Genomic DNA, 18,813 nt, shown 5'->3' on the forward strand with positions numbered 1-18,813 from the left:
ACGCGGTGACCGCGGTAGCGACGGTTGACGGCCGCGAGGCCGGCGCGTGAGGTGGCGGTGTCCCGGTAGGCGAAGGGGCTGTCGTCCTCCACCTCCTGCCATGCCGCTCCTGGGGTGGGTGTGGCCGCCGGGCCGCACCACCCGGGCCAGTTCCCGCAGGCCGGCGGCCGGGTCGGGCAGGTGCGGCACCAGGCCTGCGGTGAACACCGCGTCCAGCACTCCGTCGCGCAGCGGCAGCCGGGCGGCGTCGGCGACGGTCAGCAGCGCGCCGCGGTGCCGTCCCGCCAGGACGGCGACCTCCAGCAGCGCCGGGGCGAGGTCGACGCCCAGCACGGTGCCCTGTCTGCCGACGGCCGCGCGCAGCGCGGGCAGTGCGCGGCCGGTGCCGCAGCCGGCGTCCAGCACCGTGTCGCCGGTGAACAGCCCCAGCTCGGCCACGGCGGCGTCGTAGGACGGGCCGTCGTCGGGGAAGCGGGCGTCCCAGCCGGCGGCCCCCTCGGTGGAGAATTCCAGCACGCGCGTCCCGTCGTACTCCGTCATACGGTCGTCATCGTCCACTGTCGGTGCCTTTCCCGGTGGCCGATCCCGGTACCCCTGCTTCCGGTTTCCTTCCGGCCCCGGCGGGGCCGCGGGCGGCCGAGATCGGTGGTTGCCCCGGGGCCCGTCGTGGGTAAGGCTGGCACCGCGTGACCATGAGAAGGGGGAATCGGGGATGGCGCTGAGCAGTGAGCTGGACTGGCTGCTGGACGATCTGACACAGCGGATGCCTTCGGTGCGGCATGCGCTGGTGCTCTCGAACGACGGGCTGGTCACCGGAGCCGCCCAGAGCCTGGAGAGGAGCGAGGCGGAACACCTGGCCGCCGTCGCGTCCGGGCTCCACAGCCTGGCCAGGGGCACGGGAGAGCACTTCCACGTGGGCCGGGCGCGGCAGACGATGATCGAGTTCGACGAGGGAGTGCTGTTCGTGACGGCCGCCGGGGACGGCAGCTGTCTGTGCGTGCTCGCCGAGGCGGAGGCCGACATGGGCCAGATCGCCTACGAGACGACCCTGCTGGTGAACCGGGTCGGCGAGCATCTGGGCGTGGCCATGCGCAACGGGCGCTGAGCGGGGCGGCCCGGGGACGGGCCGCCCCGCCGGGCCGCCTTCGGGCCATGCCTGCGCCATCCGAGTCGCCCGGGCCGTCGCAGATTGTTACCGGACACAGTCCCACCAGGGCTTTCTCCAGGTTTTCCACAGGCTCCCCGGAGTAGCTCGACAGCGGGCTACCTTCGTCGCGCACGGTAGTCGTCGAGATGCACAGGGGGATCACCATGCCGGTCGGACTGGTACGGGCGGAGACGCTCGGTACTCGGGAGGCGGACGCGGCGGAGGCCGTGCCGCTGGGCGAGGCGCACCGGATGCTGGGGATCAGGCCGAGGGAACTGGAACTGGCCGTGGAGCTGGGCGCGCTGGCGACGGTGGCGCCGCGGCATGAGAGCCACCGCCGGCGGGTGCCGGTGGCCGAACTGGCCCGGGTGCGCGCGGAGGAGGGATTTCCGGCCACTTTGCGTGAGCGGCTGCGTCTGGTCGGTGCGCGGGAGGGCGCCGGACTGCTGGGCGTCACTCCGCTGCGTTTCACGCGGCTGGCCCGGGCCGGCTGCTTCGGCCCGGTGCGCTTCTCCCTCAACCGGTACCGGGCGGTGGTCTGGCTCTACCTCGCCAGCGAGCTGCGGGCCGCCGGGCAGCGGGCCGCCGAGCACCAGCCGGCGCTGCTCGGCGGCCCGCTGCCCGAAGGGCTGCGGCGCGTCCTGGCCGGGGGAGAGGACTGGCGTCCGCGCCACTGGCGCAACCGGCGGATCGCCCAGGCGGTCCGCCGGACGGACGATCCGTGGGCCGCGGCCGCCGCCCACGCCGCGGTGCTCACCCCGACCGTGCTGGAGGAGGCCGTGCCTGATCCGGCAGAGCGGGCCCGGCTGGAGGAGCTGCGGCCGCGGCTGACCACCGCCCGGCCGGAGTCCTTCGCGGCCAGGAGGGTCGTGCGGGGTCTGCTGACCGCCGACGGCGAGGAGGAGATCCTCTGGCACCGGCTGGGTCTGACGCTGGCCCTGAGCACGGCGCGGTCGGCCCGCCCCCTGTGCCGGCCGGAGCGGGAGCACCGGCCGGCCGGGAGCGGGGAAACCGGAGGAGACGGCGGAGGGAGCGGAGGGCCGGAGGGGGCTCAGTCCCGCTTCCTCCGGAAGAGCCCCTCCTGCATCACGGAGACCAGCAGCCGCCCCCGCCGGTCGTAGATCTGCCCTCGCGCGAGGCCGCGGGCGCCGGTCGCGACGGGTGACTCCTGCTGGTAGAGGAACCACTCGTCGGCGCGGAACGGCCGGTGGAACCACATCGCGTGGTCCAGGGAGGCCATGTCGAAACCGCGCGGCCCCCACAGGGGCTCGACGGGCAGGCGCACCGCGTCGAGCAGCGTCATGTCGCTGGCGTAGGTGACGGCGCAGGTGTGGACGAGCGGGTCGTCGCCCAGCGGTCCCACCGCGCGCATCCACACCGCACTGCGCGGCTCCACACCCTCGAGGTCCCGCGCACTCCAGCGCAGCCGGTCCACGTACCGGATGTCGAACGGCTGGCGGCGCGCCATGCGCTCCAGGGGCTCGGGCATCGAACCCAGGTGCTCGCGGATCTCGTCGACCAGCTTCGGCAGCGACTCCGGGCCGGGCACCCCGGGCATCGGCAGCTGGTGCTCGAAACCCGGCTCACCACGATGGAAGGAGGCGGTCAGGTTGAAGATCGTCCGGCCCCGCTGCACGGCCACCACACGGCGGGTGGTGAACGACCTCCCGTCCCGCACCCGCTCGACCTGGTACACGATCGGCACCCCGGGCACCCCGGGGCGCAGGAAGTACGCGTGCAGCGAGTGCACCGGGCGCTCCCCGTCGGTGGTGCGTCCGGCGGCGACCAGCGCCTGCCCGGCGACCTGGCCGCCGAAGACGCGCTGCAGCGGCTCGTCGGGGCTGTGCCCGCGGAAGATGTTCTCCTCGATCCGCTCCAGATCGAGGAGATCCACCAGACGCTCGGCCGGTCCGCCGGAATCGGCCGGCCCGCTCGCTCCGGTCATCGGCACCGCCTCCTCGCGCGTTCCCCGGCCGCCGTCACAGCTGCCCCACGTCGATGACCTTGATCACGGCGCGGCCCTCCTCGTCGGAGGCCGTGAGGTCGACCTCGGCGGTGATCCCCCAGTCGTGGTCGCCCTCGGGGTCGGCGAACGTCTGCCGCACCCGCCACAGACCGTCCTCGGGACGCTCCTCGATCCGCAGCAGCTTCGGGCCGCGGGCGTCGGGACCGGTGCCCAGCTCGTCGTACTCCTCCCAGTACGCGTCCATGGCATCGGCCCAGGCGTCGGCGTCCCAGCCGGCCTCGGCGTCCAGGTCGCCCAGTTCCCCGACCTTGTCCAGGGCGGCCAGCTCCACCCGCCGGAACATCGCGTTGCGCACCAGCACGCGGAAGGCACGGGCGTTGGCGGTGACGGGCTTGACCTGGTCGGCGCGGTCCTGGGCCTCCTCGGCCGTCTCGTCCTCGGGGTTGGCCAGCTGCTCCCACTCGTCCAGCAGACTGGAGTCGACCTGGCGCACCATCTCGCCCAGCCACTCGACGATGTCCTGGAAGTCCTCGGACTTCCGGTCGTCCGGCACGGTGTGCTCCAGCGCCTTGTAGGCGCTGGCCAGGTAGCGCAGCACGATGCCCTCGGTACGGGCCAGTTCGTAGTGGGAGACGAACTCCCCGAAGGTCATGGCCCGTTCGTACATGTCGCGGATCACGGACTTGGGGGAGAGGGGGTGGTCGCCGACCCACGGATGGCTCTTGCGGTAGACGCCGTAGGCGTGGAAGAGCAGTTCCTCCAGCGGCTTGGGGTGGCCGATGTCGGCCAGCCGCTCCATGCGCTCCTCGTACTCGACGCCGTCCGCCTTCATCTGCGCCACGGCCTCGCCCCTGGCCTTGTTCTGCTGGGCGGCCAGGATCTGCCGCGGGTCGTCCAGCGTGGACTCCACCACGGAGACCATGTCCAGCGCGTACGAGGGGGACTCGGGGTCCAGCAGTTCGAACGCGGCGAGCGCGAAGGTCGACAGCGGCTGGTTGAGTGCGAAGTCCTGCTGGAGGTCCACGGTCAGCCGGATGCGGCGCCCCTCGGCATCCGGTACGTCCAGCTGCTCCACGACCCCGCCGTCCAGCAGGGAGCGGTAGATGGCGATCGCCCGCCGGATGTGGCGCAGCTGGCTGCGCCGGTCCTCGTGGTTGTCCTCCAGCAGCTTGCGCATCGCGGCGAAGGCGTCACCGGGCCGGGCGATGACGGACAGCAGCATCGCGTGGGTCACCTTGAAGCGGGAGGTGAGGGGCTCCGGCTCGGAGGCGATCAGCTTCTCGAAGGTCTGCTCGCTCCAGTTGACGAAACCCTCCGGGGCCTTCTTCCTCACCACCTTGCGGCGCTTCTTCGGGTCGTCGCCCGCCTTGGCGAGGGCCTTCTCGTTCTCGATGACGTGCTCGGGGGCCTGGGCCACGACCAGGCCCGCAGTGTCGAAGCCGGCCCGGCCGGCGCGGCCCGCGATCTGGTGGAACTCCCGTGCCCGCAGCACCCGCACCCGGTTGCCGTCGTACTTGGTCAGCGCGGTGAACAGCACCGTGCGGATGGGCACGTTGACGCCCACCCCGAGGGTGTCGGTGCCGCAGATCACCTTCAGCAGGCCCGCCTGGGCCAGCCTCTCCACCAGCCGCCGGTACTTCGGCAGCATTCCGGCGTGGTGCACCCCGATGCCGTGCCGGACGTAGCGCGAGAGGTTCCGCCCGAACGTGGTGGTGAAACGGAAGTTGCCGATCAGCTTGGCGATCTCGTCCTTCTCGGCGCGCGAGCACATGTTGATGCTCATCAGCGCCTGAGCGCGCTCCACCGCCTGGGCCTGGGTGAAGTGCACGATGTACACCGGCGCCTGGTGGGTCTCGAGCAGTTCGGTCAGCGTCTCGGTCAGGCTTGTCGTTCGGTACTCGTAGCTCAGCGGCACCGGCCGGGTGGCGGAGCGCACCACGGCGGTCGGACGCCCGGTGCGCCGCGTCAGGTCCTTCTCGAACCGGCTCACGTCGCCGAGCGTCGCCGACATCAGGACGAACTGCGCCTGGGGCAGCTCCAGCAGCGGGATCTGCCAGGCCCAGCCGCGGTCCGGTTCGGCGTAGAAGTGGAACTCGTCCATCACGACCTGGCCGATGTCGGCGTCCGCGCCGTCGCGCAGCGCGATGGAGGCGAGCACCTCGGCGGTGCAGCAGATGACGGGTGCGTCGGCGTTGACCGAGGCGTCGCCGGTGAGCATGCCGACGTTCTCGGTGCCGAAGATCTTGCACAGGTCGAAGAACTTCTCCGACACCAGGGCCTTGATGGGGGCGGTGTAGAAGGTGACCTTGTCCTGGGCGAGCGCGGCGAAGTGGGCCCCGGCCGCGACCAGGCTCTTGCCGGACCCGGTCGGCGTGGACAGGATGACGTTCGCTCCGGAGACCACTTCGATCAGCGCCTCCTCCTGGGCGGGGTAGAGCGTGATGCCCCGCCCTTCGGCCCAGCCGGAGAAGGCTTCGTAGAGGGTGTCGGGATCTGCGGTGCTCGGCATCTGATCGATAAGGGTCACGCCCTCCATACTGCCTGCCGCGGCGTCCCCGGTGGGAACCGGCCGACCGCACGAAGATCATCGGCACTACGCTGTGCCACCGGCACAACGGCGGAGCGAGCGCGATGGGGTGGGGACGCACATGATGGGACCGGCGCATTCACTGTCGGGAGCGGCGGCGTGGCTGGGGGTGGGAGCGGTGGCGGACGCCCTGGACCGGCCGATGCCGTGGCCGGTCCTGGTGGTCGGCGCCCTGATCTGCGCGGGCGCGGCCCTCGCACCCGACCTGGACCACAAGTCGGCGACCATCTCCCGTGCCTTCGGTCCGCTCTCCAGATGGCTGTGCATGGTGATCGAGAAGCTCTCGTGCGCGGTCTACAAGGCCACCCGCATGTCCGGCGACCCGCGCCGCGCCGGAGGCCACCGCACCCTCACCCACACCTGGCTGTGGGCGGTGGCGATGGGCGCCGGTTTCGCGGCCTTCGCGATGCTCGGCGGACGCTGGGCGGTGCTGGGCATCCTCTTCGTCCACATGGTGCTGGCCGTCGAGGGCCTGCTGTGGCGGGCGGCGCGGGTCTCCAGCGACGTCCTGGTGTGGCTGCTGGGGGCCACCAGCGCCTGGATCCTGGCGGACATCCTGAACAAGCCCGGAAACGGGGCGGACTGGCTGTTCACCGCACCCGGCCAGGAGTACCTGTGGCTGGGGCTGCCGATCGTGCTGGGCGCCCTGGTCCACGACCTCGGCGACGCCATCACCGTCTCCGGCTGCCCGGTCCTGTGGCCGATCCCCGTGGGAAGCAGGCGCTGGTATCCGCTGGGCACGCCCAAGCCCATGCGGTTCAGGGCGGGCAGCTGGGTCGAGGTGCAGGTCCTGATGCCCGGCTTCATGCTGGTCGGCGGGCTGAGCGGGCTGTGGGCCGTGGGTTTCCTCGGCTGAGCCCTCCTCGGCCGAGCCGCCCCCGGCCGGGCGTCCCGTCCGGTCCGGCTCCGTCCCCGAGCACTCCGGGACGGAGCCGGACCGGGGCCGGATCAGCCGTGCCAGGACCGCCACAGCGCGGCGTAGGCGCCGTCGGCGGCGACCAGCTCACCGTGGCTTCCCAGCTCGCTGATCCGGCCGTCCTCCACGACCGCGATCACGTCCGCGTCGTGCGCGGTGTGCAGCCGGTGCGCGATCGCCACCACGGTGCGCCCCTCCAGCACCCGCGCCAGAGAGCGCTCCAGATGCCGGGCGGCGCGCGGGTCCAGCAGGGACGTCGCCTCGTCCAGGACCAGGGTGTGCGGATCGGCCAGCACCAGCCGGGCCAGCGCGATCTGCTGGGCCTGGGCCGGGGTGATCGCCTCCCCGCCCGAGCCGACCTCGCTGTCCAGACCGTCGGCCAGCTCCCGGGCCCAGCCGTCGGCGTCCACCGCGGCGAGGGCGGCCCACAACTCGGCGTCACCGGCGTCCGCGTTCGCCAGCAGCAGGTTGTCGCGCAGCGAGCCGACGAAGACGTGGTGCTCCTGGTTGACCAGCGCCACGTGCTCGCGTACCCGTTCCGCGGGCATCCGGGCCAGCCCGGCACCGCCGAGCGTGACCTCGCCCGCCCGTGGCGGATAGATCCCCGCCAGCAGCCGGCCCAGCGTGGACTTGCCCGCCCCCGACGGCCCCACCAGCGCGACCCGCGTGCCGGGCGTGACGTCCAGCGACACCCCGTGCAGCACGTCGCCGCCCGTGCCGTAGCCGAACCGCACCTCCTCGGCCCGCACCTCGCGGCCGTCCGGGAGCAGCGCGCCGTCGCCGGACTCCTGCTCGATCTCCCGGACCCCGACCAGCCGGGCCAGGGACACCTGGGCGGTCTGGAGTTCGTCGTACCAGCGCAGGATCAGGCCGATCGGCTCCACCAGCATCTGCGCCAGCAGCGCGCCCGTCGTCAGCTCGCCGACCGAGATCCAGCCCCGCAGCACGAAGAACCCGCCGAGCATCAGCACCGAGCCGAGGATCAGCACATGGGTGCCGTTGACGACGGGGAAGAGGACGGTGCGCAGCCACAGCGTGTACCGCTCCCAGGCCGTCCACCGGCCGATGCGGTGCTCGGAGAGGGCGACCCGGCGCGGGCCCAGCCGGTGGGCCTCCACCGTCCGCCCGGCGTCCACGGTCTCGGCCAGAGCGGCGGCCACGGCCGCGTAGCCGGCCGCCTCGGAACGGTAGGCGCCGGGCGCCCGCCGGTAGTACCAGCGGCAGCCCACCAGCAGCACCGGCAGGGCGATCACGACGGACAGCGCCAGCGGCGGCGCGGTGGCCGTGAGCGCGCCCAGCAGCAGCGCCGCCCAGACGACGCCGATCGACAGCTGGGGCACCGCCTCGCGCATGGCGCCCGCCAACCGGTCGATGTCGGTGGTGATCCTGGACAGCAGATCCCCCGTACCGGCCCGCTCCAGCACCCCCGGCGGCAACCGCACCGAGCGGACCAGGAAGTCCTCGCGGAGATCGGCCAGCATCCGCTCGCCCAGCACCGCCCCGCGCAGCCGCACCTGCTGGACGAAGACCGTCTGGACGGCCAGCGCGACGGCGAACAGGACGACGGTGCGCTCCAGGTGCGGATCACGGGCCCCCGCCGCGAGGTCCTCCACCACACGCCCCAGCAGATAGGGGCCGACCATGGAGGCCAGCACCGCGACGGCGTTCACCGACACCAGTACGGCGAACGGCCCGCGGTGGCGCCGGACCAGCTCGCCGACGTAGGCGCGCACGGTCCCCGGCGCACCGACCGGCAGGGTCGCGGCCGACTCGGACGCGGCGGGATCGTGGGCGGGCGGTGCGACGCCGATCATGCGTTCTCCTCCATCTGCTCGTGCCGCCGCGGCTCCCGGGCCCCGGCCGTACCGGCCCTGGCCCCGCCGACACCTGCGGTGCCTTCGGTGCCGTGGTCGTCATCGCCGCCGGTCTCGCGGACGACCACCGCGCGGTACCCCGGCTCGTCCGCCAGCAGCTCCCGGTGCGTGCCGGCGGCGGTCACCTCGCCGCCGGAGACGAACACCACACGGTCGGCCCGGTCCAGCAGCAGCGGGCTGGAGGAGAACACCACCGTGGTGCGGCCGGCGCGCAGCCGGCGCAGGGCGTCGGCCACACGTGCCTCGGTGTGCGAGTCGACGGCGCTGGTCGGTTCGTCCAGCACCAGCACCTGCGGGTCGGCGACCAGCGACCGGGCCAGCGCCAGCCGCTGGCGCTGGCCGCCCGACAGCGATCTGCCGCGCTCGGTGATCCGGGCCCGCATGGGGTCGCCGTCCGGGGCGCCCCCGGCGCGTGCCAGCGCGGCGAGCACATCGCCGCACTGGGCCGCCTCCAGCGCACGCCCGGGCGCGACCGCACCGGACGACGGTACGTCGAGCAGCTCCTCCAGGGTGCCCGACAGCAGCACCGGGTCCTTGTCCTGGACGAGCACGGCGGTACGGGCCGCCTCCAGCGGCACGTCGTCCAGGGCGACCCCGCCCAGCAGCACCGGCGGCCCGTCCGCTCCGGATCCGCTGCCGTGCCCGCCCAGCCGCTCGGCGAGCCGCCCGGCCGCGTCGGGGTCGCCGCACACCACCGCCGTCAGACCCCCGGCCGGTGCGAGCAGCCCGCTCACCGGGTCGTACAGGTCGCCGTGCGGCAGCCGCGCACCACCGTCCGCCCGCGCGGCGGCCGCCCGCGTCAGGCGGCGCAGAGCCAGGACCCGGGCGGCCCGCTGGGCCGAGGGCCGGGAGAAGGAGTAGGCCATGGCGATCTCCTGGAAGAGCCGCAACGGGAAGAGCAGGAAGGTCACCGCGCCGTACACCGTCACCAGCTCGCCCACGGCGACCCTGCCGTCCAGGGCCAGCCGCGTGCCCAGCCAGACCACCGTGATCAGCAGCAGCCCCGGCAGCACCACCTGCACGGCGTCGATCAGCGACCACATCCGCGCGGTCCGCACCGCCGCCCGCCGCACATCCTGCGAGGCCCTGCGGTACCGGTCGAGGAACAGCTCCTCGCCCCCGATGCCGCGCAGCACCCGCAGCCCGGCCACGGTGTCGGCGGCCAGCTCGGTGGCCCGTCCCGCCTTCGCGCGCTGCGCGTCCGCCCGGCGGGTCGCCGGCGGCAGCAGCGGCAGTACGGCCGAGACCAGCACCAGCACGCCCAGCGTCACCACGACACCCAGCAGCGGTTCGTACACCACCAGGGCCGCACACACCCCGGCCGTCGTCAGCGAAGCGGCGCCGAAGCGTGAGACGGCCTCGACGAACCAGCCGATCTTCTCGATGTCCCCCGTGGAGACGGCCACCACCTCACCGGCCGCCACCCGCCGGGTCAGCGCGGCCCCCAGCTCGGCGGTCCGCCGGGCCAGCAACTGCTGCACCCGGGCCGCGGCGGTGATCCAGTTGGTGACGGCCGCGCGGTGCAGCATGGTGTCGCCGACGGTGACGGCCAGGCCCAGCGCCACCGTCAGGGCGCCCGCGAGGACCAGCCGGTCTCCGGAGCGCTCGGTCGCCGCCTGTACGGCCATGCCCACGGCCAGGGGGAAGGAGGCGACCGCCGCCATGTGGAGCGTCCCCCAGGCCAGCGCCTTCAGCTGGCCGCCCAGCTGCGAGCGCCACAGCCAGAGCATGAGGCGGAACCCGGACCGTACGTCGGGGTCGCCGGGATCGGGATACGGAAGATCGCGAATGCGCATGACGCCCCGGAAACGGTCTCGATGGCGGAGAAGCGGAAACGACCGTGCAAGCCTTCCGCCATATCCGGCGGAAGGGCAAAGGGTTTTCCGCAGCAGGGATGGGACGATGTACGGCATGAGCACGCCCGGTACACGGTTCGGACCCGGCGCCCGGCGCGGGGCGTCGGAGATCTGCGCGGCCGCGACGGCGCTCCTGCTGCTCGCGGGCTGCTCGGGCGGGGGCGCGGCCGGTGCCGGTTCCTCCCTCCGGCCCCGGCAGGAGGCGTCGCAGCCGCCCTCACCGTCCGGAGCCGGGGCCCGCCGCATCCCCGGCGTCGGTGAGCGCCTCCACTCCGAGATCCCCGAATCGGCCCGGCAGGTCGTCGCCGTCCGCGGTGCGGGCAAGGACTCCGAGGACGCCACGGTCGCCCTCTACACCCGGCGCGGCGAGACCTGGACGCGCGAGCGCCGCTGGCCCGCCCACAACGGCAAGCGGGGCTGGACGCCGGACCACCGCGAGAACGACAAGCGCAGCCCGGTCGGCGTCTTCACCCTCTCCGACGCCGGCGGCGTCCTCCCCGATCCCGGGACGAAGCTGCCGTACACCCGCTCCGCCGCCTTCGCCGCGCCGCGCCACTGGCCCGAGAGGTACCGGCACGACTTCGACTACGTCATCGCCATCGACTACAACCGCCTCAGGGGCACCTCGCCCGGCGACCCGACCCGTCCTCTGGGCCGGGAGAAGGGCGGCGGCATCTGGCTGCACATGGACCACGGCAGCGGGACCTCCGGCTGCGTCAGCCTCTCCAGGGCCGCGATGGAGTACCTGCTGCGCACCCTGGACCCGGCACAGCACCCGGTCATCGTGATGGGCGACAGGCAGAGCCTCGCTTCCTGACCGGCGGCCCGCCCGCCCGCCCCCCACCGTCCGTCCGTCCGCCCGTCCGCAGCTCTGTCACCTGCCGCCCGGTGGCCTCCCGGCCACCCGCCCGGGCGCGGCGGCACCCGGGCACGGCCGCGCGGGCGGGCGACCGGCGGGCGGGCGACCGTAGGCTGGTGAGCCGGGCCGGCTCGCCCGAGGGCCGGCCCCCGCCGAGTGCCGGCCGCCGACCCCCGAAGGAGCGCATTGCACCGCGACGAACCCGACTGGACCCCACCACGGAGGCGGAAGGACGAGCCGCAGCCGCCCGCCCAGCTCCGCCGCATCCTGCGCCTCTTCCGCCCCTACCGCGGGCGGCTGGCCGTGGTGGGACTGCTGGTCGGAGCCTCCTCGCTGGTGTCGGTCGCCTCGCCGTTCCTGCTGCGCGAGATCCTCGACGTGGCCATCCCCGAGCAGCGCACCGGCCTGCTCTCCCTGCTCGCCCTCGGCATGATCGCCACGGCGGTGCTGACCAGCGTCTTCAACGTCCTTCAGACGCTGATCAGCACCACCGTCGGCCAGCACGTCATGCACGACCTGCGCACCGGGGTCTACGCCAAGCTCCAGCGGATGCCCCTGGCGTTCTTCACCCGCACCCGCACCGGCGAGGTCCAGTCCCGCATCGCCAACGACATCGGCGGGATGCAGGCCACGGTCACCTCCACCGCGACCTCCCTGGTCTCCAACCTCACCAGCGTGGTGGCGACGATCGTGGCCATGCTGGTGCTGGACTGGCGGCTGACGCTGGTCTCCCTGCTGCTGATGCCGCTGTTCGTCTGGATAAGCCGCCGGGTGGGGCGGGAACGAAAGAAGATCGCCACCCGGCGGCAGAAGCAGATGGCGGCGATGTCGGCGATGGTGACGGAGTCGCTGTCGGTCAGCGGCATCCTGCTGGGCCGCACCATGGGCCGCGCCGACTCCCTCACCCGCTCCTTCTCCGAGGAGTCGGAGCGGCTGGCGGACCTGGAGATCCGCTCCAACATGGCCGGACGCTGGCGCATGTCGGTCATCGGCATCATCATGGCGGCCATCCCGGCACTGCTGTACTGGGCGGCCGGTCTGCTCCTCCACCTCGGCGGCCCGGCCTTCTCCATCGGCACCCTGGTCGCCTTCGTCACCCTCCAGCAGGGCCTGCTGCGCCCGACCGTCTCACTGCTGAGCACGGGTGTGCAGGTGCAGACCTCGCTCGCCCTCTTCCAGCGCATCTTCGAGTACCTGGACCTGCCGGTGGACATCACCGAGCCCGCCCGGCCCGTGAGGCTGGAGCGGGCGCGCGGCGAGGTCCGCTTCGAGGACGTCAGCTTCTCCTACGACCCGGGCTCGGCCACCCCCACGCTCAGCGGCATCGACCTGACCGTCCCGGCGGGCAGCAGCCTCGCCGTCGTCGGCGCCACCGGCTCCGGCAAGAGCACGCTGAGCTATCTGGTGCCCAGGCTGTACGACGTCACCGGCGGCCGGGTCACCATCGACGGGATCGACGTGCGGGAACTGGACTTCGACACCCTGGCCCGGACGGTCGGCGTGGTGTCGCAGGAGACGTACCTCTTCCACGCCTCCGTCGCTGACAACCTCCGCTTCGCCCGCCCCGGCGCCACCGACGCCGAGATCGAGGCGGCGGCCCGCGCCGCCCAGATCCACGACCACATCGCCTCGCTGCCCGAGGGCTACGACACCCTCGTCGGCGAGCGCGGGTACCGCTTCTCCGGAGGGGAGAAGCAGCGCCTGGCGCTCGCCCGCACCATCCTGCGCGACCCGCCCGTCCTCATTCTCGACGAGGCCACCAGCGCCCTGGACACCCGCACCGAGCAGGCGGTCCAGCGGGCCGTCGACACACTGGCCACGGGCCGCACCACGCTGACCATCGCCCACCGCCTGTCGACCATCCGCGACGCCGACCAGATCGTCGTCCTGGAAGGCGGCCGGATCGCCGAGCGCGGCACCCACGACGAGCTCGTCGCGCGCGACGGGCGCTACGCGGCCCTGCTGCGGCGCGACGCGGTCCTCCCCGAGTCGGCCGGTGCCGGGCAGGCCGGTCCCGAGCGGGCCGGTCCCGCGGGTCCCGCCGGCTCGGGGCCGGGAGCGGTCGAGGCCGCCCCCGCCTGAGCCGGCGTCAGCGCAGCATCAGCACGTACTCCTCCACCGTCTCCCCGCGCGCCGCCGCGTACCCGGCGTCCTCGCCGCAGCGCACGAAGCCGCACTTCTCCAGGACCCGCAGCGAGCCGTGGTTGTCCTTGGCCGCGCGGGCGTACAGCGGCCGGTGCGGGTGTTCGGCCAGGAGAGCGGCCAGTGCGTGCCCGGCGACACCCCGGCCCCAGTGCTCGCGGGCGATCCAGTACGTGACCTCGCGCGCGCCCGGCTTGTCGTGGGAGGGGTAGACCGCGGCGCTGCCGACGACCTCGCCGCCGAGGAGCACCGTCCGGTTCACGATCGCGGGGTCGTCGAGGAACCGCTCCCAGCGGGCGTCGAAGGCGGCGCGGTCCGAGGGGTCGGCGACGGTGAAGGCCGCCATCCGGTTGGCCTCCGGGTCGAGCTGGATACGGAAGAGGGAGGGCAGGTCGCCGGGTACGGTCTCGCGCAGTTCCACGGCCGGAGCGGTCACGACAGCCTTCCTTCCGCGTGCAGTTCGTCGAAGACCAACCGGTCCACCGGCGGCACCAGACCGCGGTCGGCGTAGGTCAGCCGGCGGATCTCCTCGATCTCGCCGGCGGCGGCGAGCGTGCCGCGGTAGTCGCCGGTGTAGCACGCCATCCGCACCACCACCTGAGGGGTGTCCGCGTCCACCGGGGCCTCGTACGTGCCCATGTGGACGGCCGTGCCCGGCACGATCGCCACGGTCAGCTCCTCCTCGACCTCCCGCAGCAGGGTCTGCTCGTCGCTCTCCCCTGCGTGGCGCTTGCCGCCCGGGATGTAGAAGAGGTCCTTGCCGCGGGTACGGGCGCCCAGGACGGTGCCGTCGCGCAGATGCACCCACGCCACCGTGTCGATGAGCCTCCGGGCGGGGCCGGGCGCACCGGGTGCGGGGCCGGCGGCGCCCGTCACAGCGTGGTCCCTCCGCCCGAGAGGTGGAGTCCCGAGGCGCGCGGGGAGAACACGCCGAACTCGTTGCCCTCCGGATCGGCCAGGACGTCCCATCCGCTGTCCTCGGTCTGCCGCCGCACCATGGTGGCGCCCAGCGCGAGGAGTTCGCCGGTGTCGCCCCACACGTCGAAGCGCACCCGGTTCCGGCCGGCCTTGGGATCGGGCACCGGGTTGAACCAGATCACCGGACCGGCGTCCTGCGGATGGTGGATGGCCACCGCCCACTCCGCCGGCGGGGGAGGATGCCCCAGCGGCTTGCGGCGTTCGTACCCCAGCGCGGCGCACCACCAGTCGGCGAGCGCCTGGTGGTCGGCGGCGTCCACGACCAGGTCCTTGATGCGTGCTGGCATACCGAACAGAGTAGTCCGCGGCGGTGCCTGGCCGGGGGACCATGGAGTCATGAGCGTTGAACGGATCCTCGTCTTCACCCGGACCACCGGCTACCGGCACGACTCCATCCCGCACGGGATCGAGGCCTTCCGCGATCTCGGCGGCGACCTGGGCCTGACCGTCGAGGCCACCGAGGACCCCGGTGTCCTCGCCGCCGCCCTGGACGGCTGCCGCGCCGTGGTCTTCCTCTCCACCAGCGGCGAGGTGCTGACCCCCGCGAGCCGTGAGGCGCTGCGGGAGTACGCCGCCGCGGGCGGGGCCTTCGCCGGCGTGCACGCCGCGGCCACCACCGAGCCCGACTGGCCCTGGTACGGCGAACTGCTCGGCGCCCGCTTCGAGCGGCATCCCGAACTCCAGCCGGGGGTGGCGGTCGTGGAGGACCGAGACCACCCCGCCACCGCGCACCTGGACGCCGCCTGGCCGTTCACCGACGAGTGGTACGACTTCCGCGCCAGTCCGCGCGGCCGGGTCCGGGTGCTGCTCTCCGCCGACGAGTCCACCTACGACGGCGGCGGGATGGGGGAGGACCATCCGCTGGCGTGGTGTCACGAGAACACCGGGGGCCGCTCCTTCTACACCGCCCTGGGCCACAGCCCCGAGGCATACGCCGACCCCGCCTTCCGGCGCCATCTGCTCGGCGGCCTGGCATGGGCGGCGCGGCTCGTGCCGTGATCCCGGGGCCACCGCGCCGGAGCGGGCCGGCGGGGTTCAGTACCTGCTTCCCGCCGTCGGCCCGGACCTCGGCCCGTAGGGAGCCGTCTCCAGCCACCGTCCGAGGGAGGGCACCCGGGGCGCCAGCGCGGCGGACACCCGCTGGCGCAGCCGCCGTGCCCCTCCCGGACGCAGGTGCCGCAGTGCCTCGCCCGCGGCGGCCCGGTTGTGGAGCGCGGCGGCCCGCCGCTCCTCGGCGAACCGGTGTACCGGGTCCCGGTCGCGTGAGGTCTCCGCGTCGGCCACGGCGTCGGCCGCCGCCACGGCGTCGGCCATGCCGCTGTTCATGCCGCGGGCGCCGAAGGGCGGGAACAGATGCGCGGCTTCTCCGGCCAGGAGCACCCGCCGCCGCACGTCGGTGAAGGCGTCGGCCACCACCAGGCGGAACCGGTAGCGCGCCACCCACAGCAGATGCTCGGAGCACGGCGCGGGCAGCACGTGCGGCAGCCACTCCCGCGCCCCCTCGGGCGTGGCGAAGAAGCCGGGGTCGTCGGACTCACGGCACTGCAGGTCCACCTGGAGACCGCCGGCGAACGGCACCAGCATCACGCTGCGCCCCGCCGCCCCGGGGTGCTCGTAGTGGAAGATCCTGGCCGACGGCAACGGGGCCCGGCCGCCGTCCGCGAGATCCACCACGACGTGGAATCCCGGCGGCCTCGGCCCCTCCATGGCGATGCCCAGGGACCTGCGCACCGCCGACCGCGCCCCGTCGGCCGCGATCACGTACGGGGCCCGCCAGGACCTCCCGTCCCCCGCCGAGACGGTCACACCGTCGGACGCGGAACGGACATCGCGGACGGGCGCGTCCCACACGATGCGCACCCCGGCCGCCGCGCAGGCCTCCAGCAGGAACCGCTCGGTGTCCACCTGGCGCAGGCTGGTGAACGGCGGGAGTCCCCCGCCCGCCGGACCCGGTGGATAGGCACGGGCGTAGACCTCCCGGCCGCGGTAGAGAGTCCTGCGCTCCGGCCACACCACGCCGTACGCGGCGATACGGGCTCCCAGGCCCGGCGCGACGCGCTCCAGCAGGCGCAGTGTCCCGCCGTGCACGAACAGCGCCCTGCTGCCCGGCCGCCGCCTGCCCTCGGGCTCGGCCTCCAGCAGCGTCACCTCCCGGCCGCGGGCCCGCAGCGCGAGCGCCGCCGTCAGCCCGACCGGACCCGCACCCACCACGATCACGCGGCGCCTCCCGCTCCGGACGTCCGCCGCGCCGCCGACCGCAGCCTGTTCTTGTCCACCTTGCCGACGGCGGTACGGGGCAGGGAGCCGATCCGCTCCACCCGGTCCGGCAACTTGAAGGCGGCCACACCCCGCTCCCGCAGGAACCGCGTCACCTCCGCACGGTCGGGGGCGTGCTCCCCGCGCGGCACGACGAAGACGCACACCCGCTCCCCGAGCAGCGCGTCCGGCGTCGCCACCACCGCGCAGTCGTGGATCCGCGGGTGGCCGAGCAGATGGTTCTCCAGTTCCTCCGCGGCTATCTTGTCGCCGCCCCGGTTGATCTGGTCCTTGATCCGTCCCTCGACCACCAGATGCCCCCCGGGCAGGAGCCGGACGAGGTCGCCGGTCCGGAAGTAGCCGTCCGGGGTGAAGGCGACCGCGTTGTGCTCCTCGGCCCGGTAGTAGCCGCGGATGGTGTAGGGGCCGCGGGTCAGCAGCTCGCCCGGCTCACCGGGCGCGACGTCCGCCCCCCGGGAGTCCACGACGCGTATCTCGTCGGCGGGGGAGAGCGGTCTGCCCTGCGTCGTCGCCACGACCTCCGGCGGATCGTCCGGGGCGGACTGGCACAGCAGCCCCTCGGCCATGCCGAAGGACTGCTGCAGCGAGCACCCCAGCGCCGGCCCGAACGTCCGTGCCGCCTCGGCACCGAACTTCGCGCCGCCGACCTGGACCAGGCGCAGGCTGGACAGGTCGGCGGGCAGGGCCGCGGCGGCGTCCTTCCACAGCAGGGCCAGCGGGGGCACGAGGCCGGTGACGGTGACCCGTTCGCGCTCGATGAGCGGGAAGGTGTCGTCGATGCTCGGTGTGGGAGCGAGGACCACCTTGCCGCCCACGTGCAGGGTGCCCAGCGCGCCGGGGCAGCCCAGGGCGTAGTTGTGCGCCACGGGCAGCACCGCCAGGTATGCGTCGCCGGGGCCGAGCCGGGCGTTCTCCGCGGTGACGCGCAGGTTGTAGACGTAGTCCTGGTGCGTGCGCGGAATGAGTTTGGGCAGCCCGGTGGTCCCTCCCGACAGCAGGAACAGCGCCACGTCGCCGGGGTCCGGGGGAGGCAGGGGAACCGGATCCGCGTCGGCGTCCCCCAGGGCCGTGAACTCCTCGGCGTCCCCGGCCACCAGCACCCGACCGCGTCCGACCCCTCCGACCCGCCGCGCCAGGGCCCGGTGGTCCTCGCCGAGGTAGCGGTCCGGAACCACCAGCCAGGAGGCGGCGGACGCCTCCAGCAGATGGCGCAGTTCGCTCTCGCGGTGCGCGGGCAGCGCGAACACCGGCAGTGCGCCGAGCCGGAAGAGAGCCAGGCACAGCACCACGAGCTCCGGCACGTTGGGAAGCTGCACCACCACCCGCTCCCGCGGGGCCATCCCCCGGGCGGCCAGCCCGGCGGCCAGCCGGTCCGCGCGCCGGTCCAGTTCGGCGTAGGACCACCGTGCCCCGCCGCCGACCAGCGCGATGCGCGCCGGATCGCGCCGTGCCCACGGGCGCACCAGGTCCCCCAGCAACTCACCGCGCCAGTGGCCCGCCTCCCGGTACCGGTGCGCGAACTCGTCGGGCCAGGGCACACACCCCTGCAGCATCACGGCCTCCCTTCCTCGGACACCCGGGCCTCCAGCCAGTCGGTCAGCGGTTTGAGCCCGGACCAGCCCTTCCTCACCAGGTCCAGCGCCTCCGGGCCGTGCAGTTCGGCCGGCGGATGCAGCCGCTCCGCGCCGAGCGAGCGGTACCGCAGCAGCTCCAGCCGGGGGTGGTCGGCGGGGAAACCGCGGGGCCTCGTCCTGAGCCGTTCCCCCACCAGGCCCCAGCCGTTCCGCTCCAGCTTCCGCACGATCCGCTCCAGCTCCGGGCCGTGCCGTTCGTCGTCCACCGCGTCCCGGTAGCGGCCGAGCTGCTCGGTGCCGCCGTGGAACCCGGCGCCCAGCCGCAGCCCCTCCGCGGACAACTGTGCGTAGTACCCGACGCTGTCCGCCGAGCCGGCGGTGATCCCCTGGTAGGTCTTGTACGGTGACTTGTCGTTCGAGAAGCGGACGTCGCGCTGGGGCCGCCACACCTTCACGGGGCCGTACCGCTCCTCGAGTGCCTCGGCCAGGGCCTCCACGGGCGTGCGCACACACGTGTCGTAGACGTCCTTGAGGCTGTGCCAGTACTCCTTCGAGTTGTCCTTCTCCAGACCGGCGTAGAACTCGAACGCGCGGTCGGGGAAACCCTGGAACTTCACATCGTCTCCTCGGGCGGGTG

General features: G+C 73.7%; 17 protein-coding genes. 6 read left to right on the plus strand and 11 right to left on the minus strand.

Annotation, left to right across the window (positions count from 1 at the left end; all coding sequences use genetic code 11):
* On the minus strand, positions 1–540 hold a 540-nt coding region (locus tag ACLIYP_RS13845), incomplete at its 3' end, for a class I SAM-dependent methyltransferase (RefSeq protein WP_412713450.1).
* A gap of 172 nt (positions 541–712) precedes the next feature.
* Here ACLIYP_RS13845 and ACLIYP_RS13850 point away from each other — a divergent pair.
* Together ACLIYP_RS13850 and ACLIYP_RS13855 are read left to right on the plus strand one after the other, a co-directional pair.
* Positions 713–1,105 carry a roadblock/LC7 domain-containing protein gene (locus tag ACLIYP_RS13850; protein WP_093663172.1) on the plus strand — a complete coding sequence of 131 codons (393 nt, stop codon included), beginning with the start codon at positions 713–715 and terminating at the stop codon, positions 1,103–1,105.
* 206 nt (positions 1,106–1,311) lie between these two features.
* The gene (locus tag ACLIYP_RS13855; protein WP_412713424.1) at positions 1,312–2,268 is read left to right on the plus strand and encodes a DUF6397 family protein; all 957 of its coding nucleotides are present in this window, start codon (positions 1,312–1,314) and stop codon (positions 2,266–2,268) included.
* Here the strand turns inward: ACLIYP_RS13855 and ACLIYP_RS13860 are convergent.
* Together ACLIYP_RS13860 and ACLIYP_RS13865 are read right to left on the minus strand one after the other, a co-directional pair.
* Positions 2,199–3,092, minus strand: a complete 894-nt coding sequence (locus ACLIYP_RS13860; RefSeq protein ID WP_412713425.1) for an acyl-CoA thioesterase — start codon at positions 3,090–3,092, stop codon at positions 2,199–2,201. The two genes, ACLIYP_RS13855 and ACLIYP_RS13860, sit on opposite strands and share 70 nt — an antisense overlap.
* A gap of 34 nt (positions 3,093–3,126) precedes the next feature.
* Positions 3,127–5,640 carry a DEAD/DEAH box helicase gene (locus ACLIYP_RS13865; RefSeq protein ID WP_412713426.1) on the minus strand — a complete coding sequence of 838 codons (2,514 nt, stop codon included), beginning with the start codon at positions 5,638–5,640 and terminating at the stop codon, positions 3,127–3,129.
* Positions 5,641–5,761: 121 nt separating this feature from the next.
* Between ACLIYP_RS13865 and ACLIYP_RS13870 the strand changes: the two genes are divergently transcribed.
* On the plus strand, positions 5,762–6,556 hold the full coding sequence (locus ACLIYP_RS13870) for a metal-dependent hydrolase (RefSeq protein ID WP_412713427.1): 795 nt from the start codon (positions 5,762–5,764) through the stop codon (positions 6,554–6,556).
* 92 nt (positions 6,557–6,648) lie between these two features.
* Here the strand turns inward: ACLIYP_RS13870 and ACLIYP_RS13875 are convergent, their stop codons facing one another.
* Positions 6,649–8,430, minus strand: a complete 1,782-nt coding sequence (locus tag ACLIYP_RS13875) for an ABC transporter ATP-binding protein (RefSeq protein ID WP_412713428.1) — start codon at positions 8,428–8,430, stop codon at positions 6,649–6,651.
* Positions 8,427–10,286 carry an ABC transporter transmembrane domain-containing protein gene (locus tag ACLIYP_RS13880; RefSeq protein ID WP_412713429.1) on the minus strand — a complete coding sequence of 620 codons (1,860 nt, stop codon included), beginning with the start codon at positions 10,284–10,286 and terminating at the stop codon, positions 8,427–8,429. The genes ACLIYP_RS13875 and ACLIYP_RS13880 overlap by 4 nt, the downstream gene beginning before the upstream one ends.
* A 115-nt stretch (positions 10,287–10,401) precedes the next feature.
* Between ACLIYP_RS13880 and ACLIYP_RS13885 the strand changes: the two genes are divergently transcribed.
* Entirely contained in the window at positions 10,402–11,163 is a 762-nt protein-coding gene (locus tag ACLIYP_RS13885) for a L,D-transpeptidase family protein (protein ID WP_412713430.1), read from the plus strand.
* 228 nt (positions 11,164–11,391) lie between these two features.
* Positions 11,392–13,287, plus strand: a complete 1,896-nt coding sequence (locus ACLIYP_RS13890; protein WP_412713431.1) for an ABC transporter ATP-binding protein — start codon at positions 11,392–11,394, stop codon at positions 13,285–13,287.
* Positions 13,288–13,294: 7 nt separating this feature from the next.
* Here the strand turns inward: ACLIYP_RS13890 and ACLIYP_RS13895 are convergent, their stop codons facing one another.
* The 3 genes from ACLIYP_RS13895 to ACLIYP_RS13905 are packed head-to-tail and all read right to left on the minus strand — an operon-like array spanning position 13,295 to position 14,612.
* Positions 13,295–13,783, minus strand: a complete 489-nt coding sequence (locus ACLIYP_RS13895) for a GNAT family N-acetyltransferase (RefSeq protein ID WP_412713432.1) — start codon at positions 13,781–13,783, stop codon at positions 13,295–13,297.
* On the minus strand, positions 13,780–14,223 hold the full coding sequence (locus tag ACLIYP_RS13900) for an NUDIX hydrolase (RefSeq protein ID WP_412713433.1): 444 nt from the start codon (positions 14,221–14,223) through the stop codon (positions 13,780–13,782). The genes ACLIYP_RS13895 and ACLIYP_RS13900 overlap by 4 nt, the downstream gene beginning before the upstream one ends.
* On the minus strand, positions 14,220–14,612 hold the full coding sequence (locus ACLIYP_RS13905) for a VOC family protein (protein WP_412713434.1): 393 nt from the start codon (positions 14,610–14,612) through the stop codon (positions 14,220–14,222). Before ACLIYP_RS13905 ends, ACLIYP_RS13900 begins: the two co-directional genes overlap by 4 nt.
* A 49-nt stretch (positions 14,613–14,661) precedes the next feature.
* Between ACLIYP_RS13905 and ACLIYP_RS13910 the strand changes: the two genes are divergently transcribed.
* Positions 14,662–15,324: a ThuA domain-containing protein gene (locus ACLIYP_RS13910; protein WP_412713435.1), complete on the plus strand. Its 663-nt coding sequence runs from the start codon at positions 14,662–14,664 to the stop codon at positions 15,322–15,324.
* A gap of 36 nt (positions 15,325–15,360) precedes the next feature.
* Here the strand turns inward: ACLIYP_RS13910 and ACLIYP_RS13915 are convergent, their stop codons facing one another.
* The 3 genes from ACLIYP_RS13915 to ACLIYP_RS13925 are packed head-to-tail and all read right to left on the minus strand — an operon-like array spanning position 15,361 to position 18,793.
* Complete coding sequence (locus ACLIYP_RS13915) at positions 15,361–16,542, minus strand: FAD-dependent oxidoreductase (RefSeq protein WP_412713436.1); 1,182 nt, start codon at positions 16,540–16,542, stop codon at positions 15,361–15,363.
* Positions 16,539–18,155 (minus strand): (2,3-dihydroxybenzoyl)adenylate synthase, encoded by a 1,617-nt coding sequence (locus ACLIYP_RS13920; RefSeq protein WP_412713437.1) that lies wholly within the window; start codon positions 18,153–18,155, stop codon positions 16,539–16,541. The genes ACLIYP_RS13915 and ACLIYP_RS13920 overlap by 4 nt, the downstream gene beginning before the upstream one ends.
* On the minus strand, positions 18,155–18,793 hold the full coding sequence (locus ACLIYP_RS13925; protein ID WP_412713438.1) for a DUF2461 domain-containing protein: 639 nt from the start codon (positions 18,791–18,793) through the stop codon (positions 18,155–18,157). The genes ACLIYP_RS13920 and ACLIYP_RS13925 overlap by 1 nt, the downstream gene beginning before the upstream one ends.
* Positions 18,794–18,813 lie beyond the last annotated feature (20 nt).

It is taken from the genome of Streptomyces nanhaiensis, from assembly GCF_046614825.1.
In the GTDB taxonomy this organism is placed as follows: Bacteria; Actinomycetota; Actinomycetes; order Streptomycetales; family Streptomycetaceae; genus Streptomyces; species Streptomyces radiopugnans.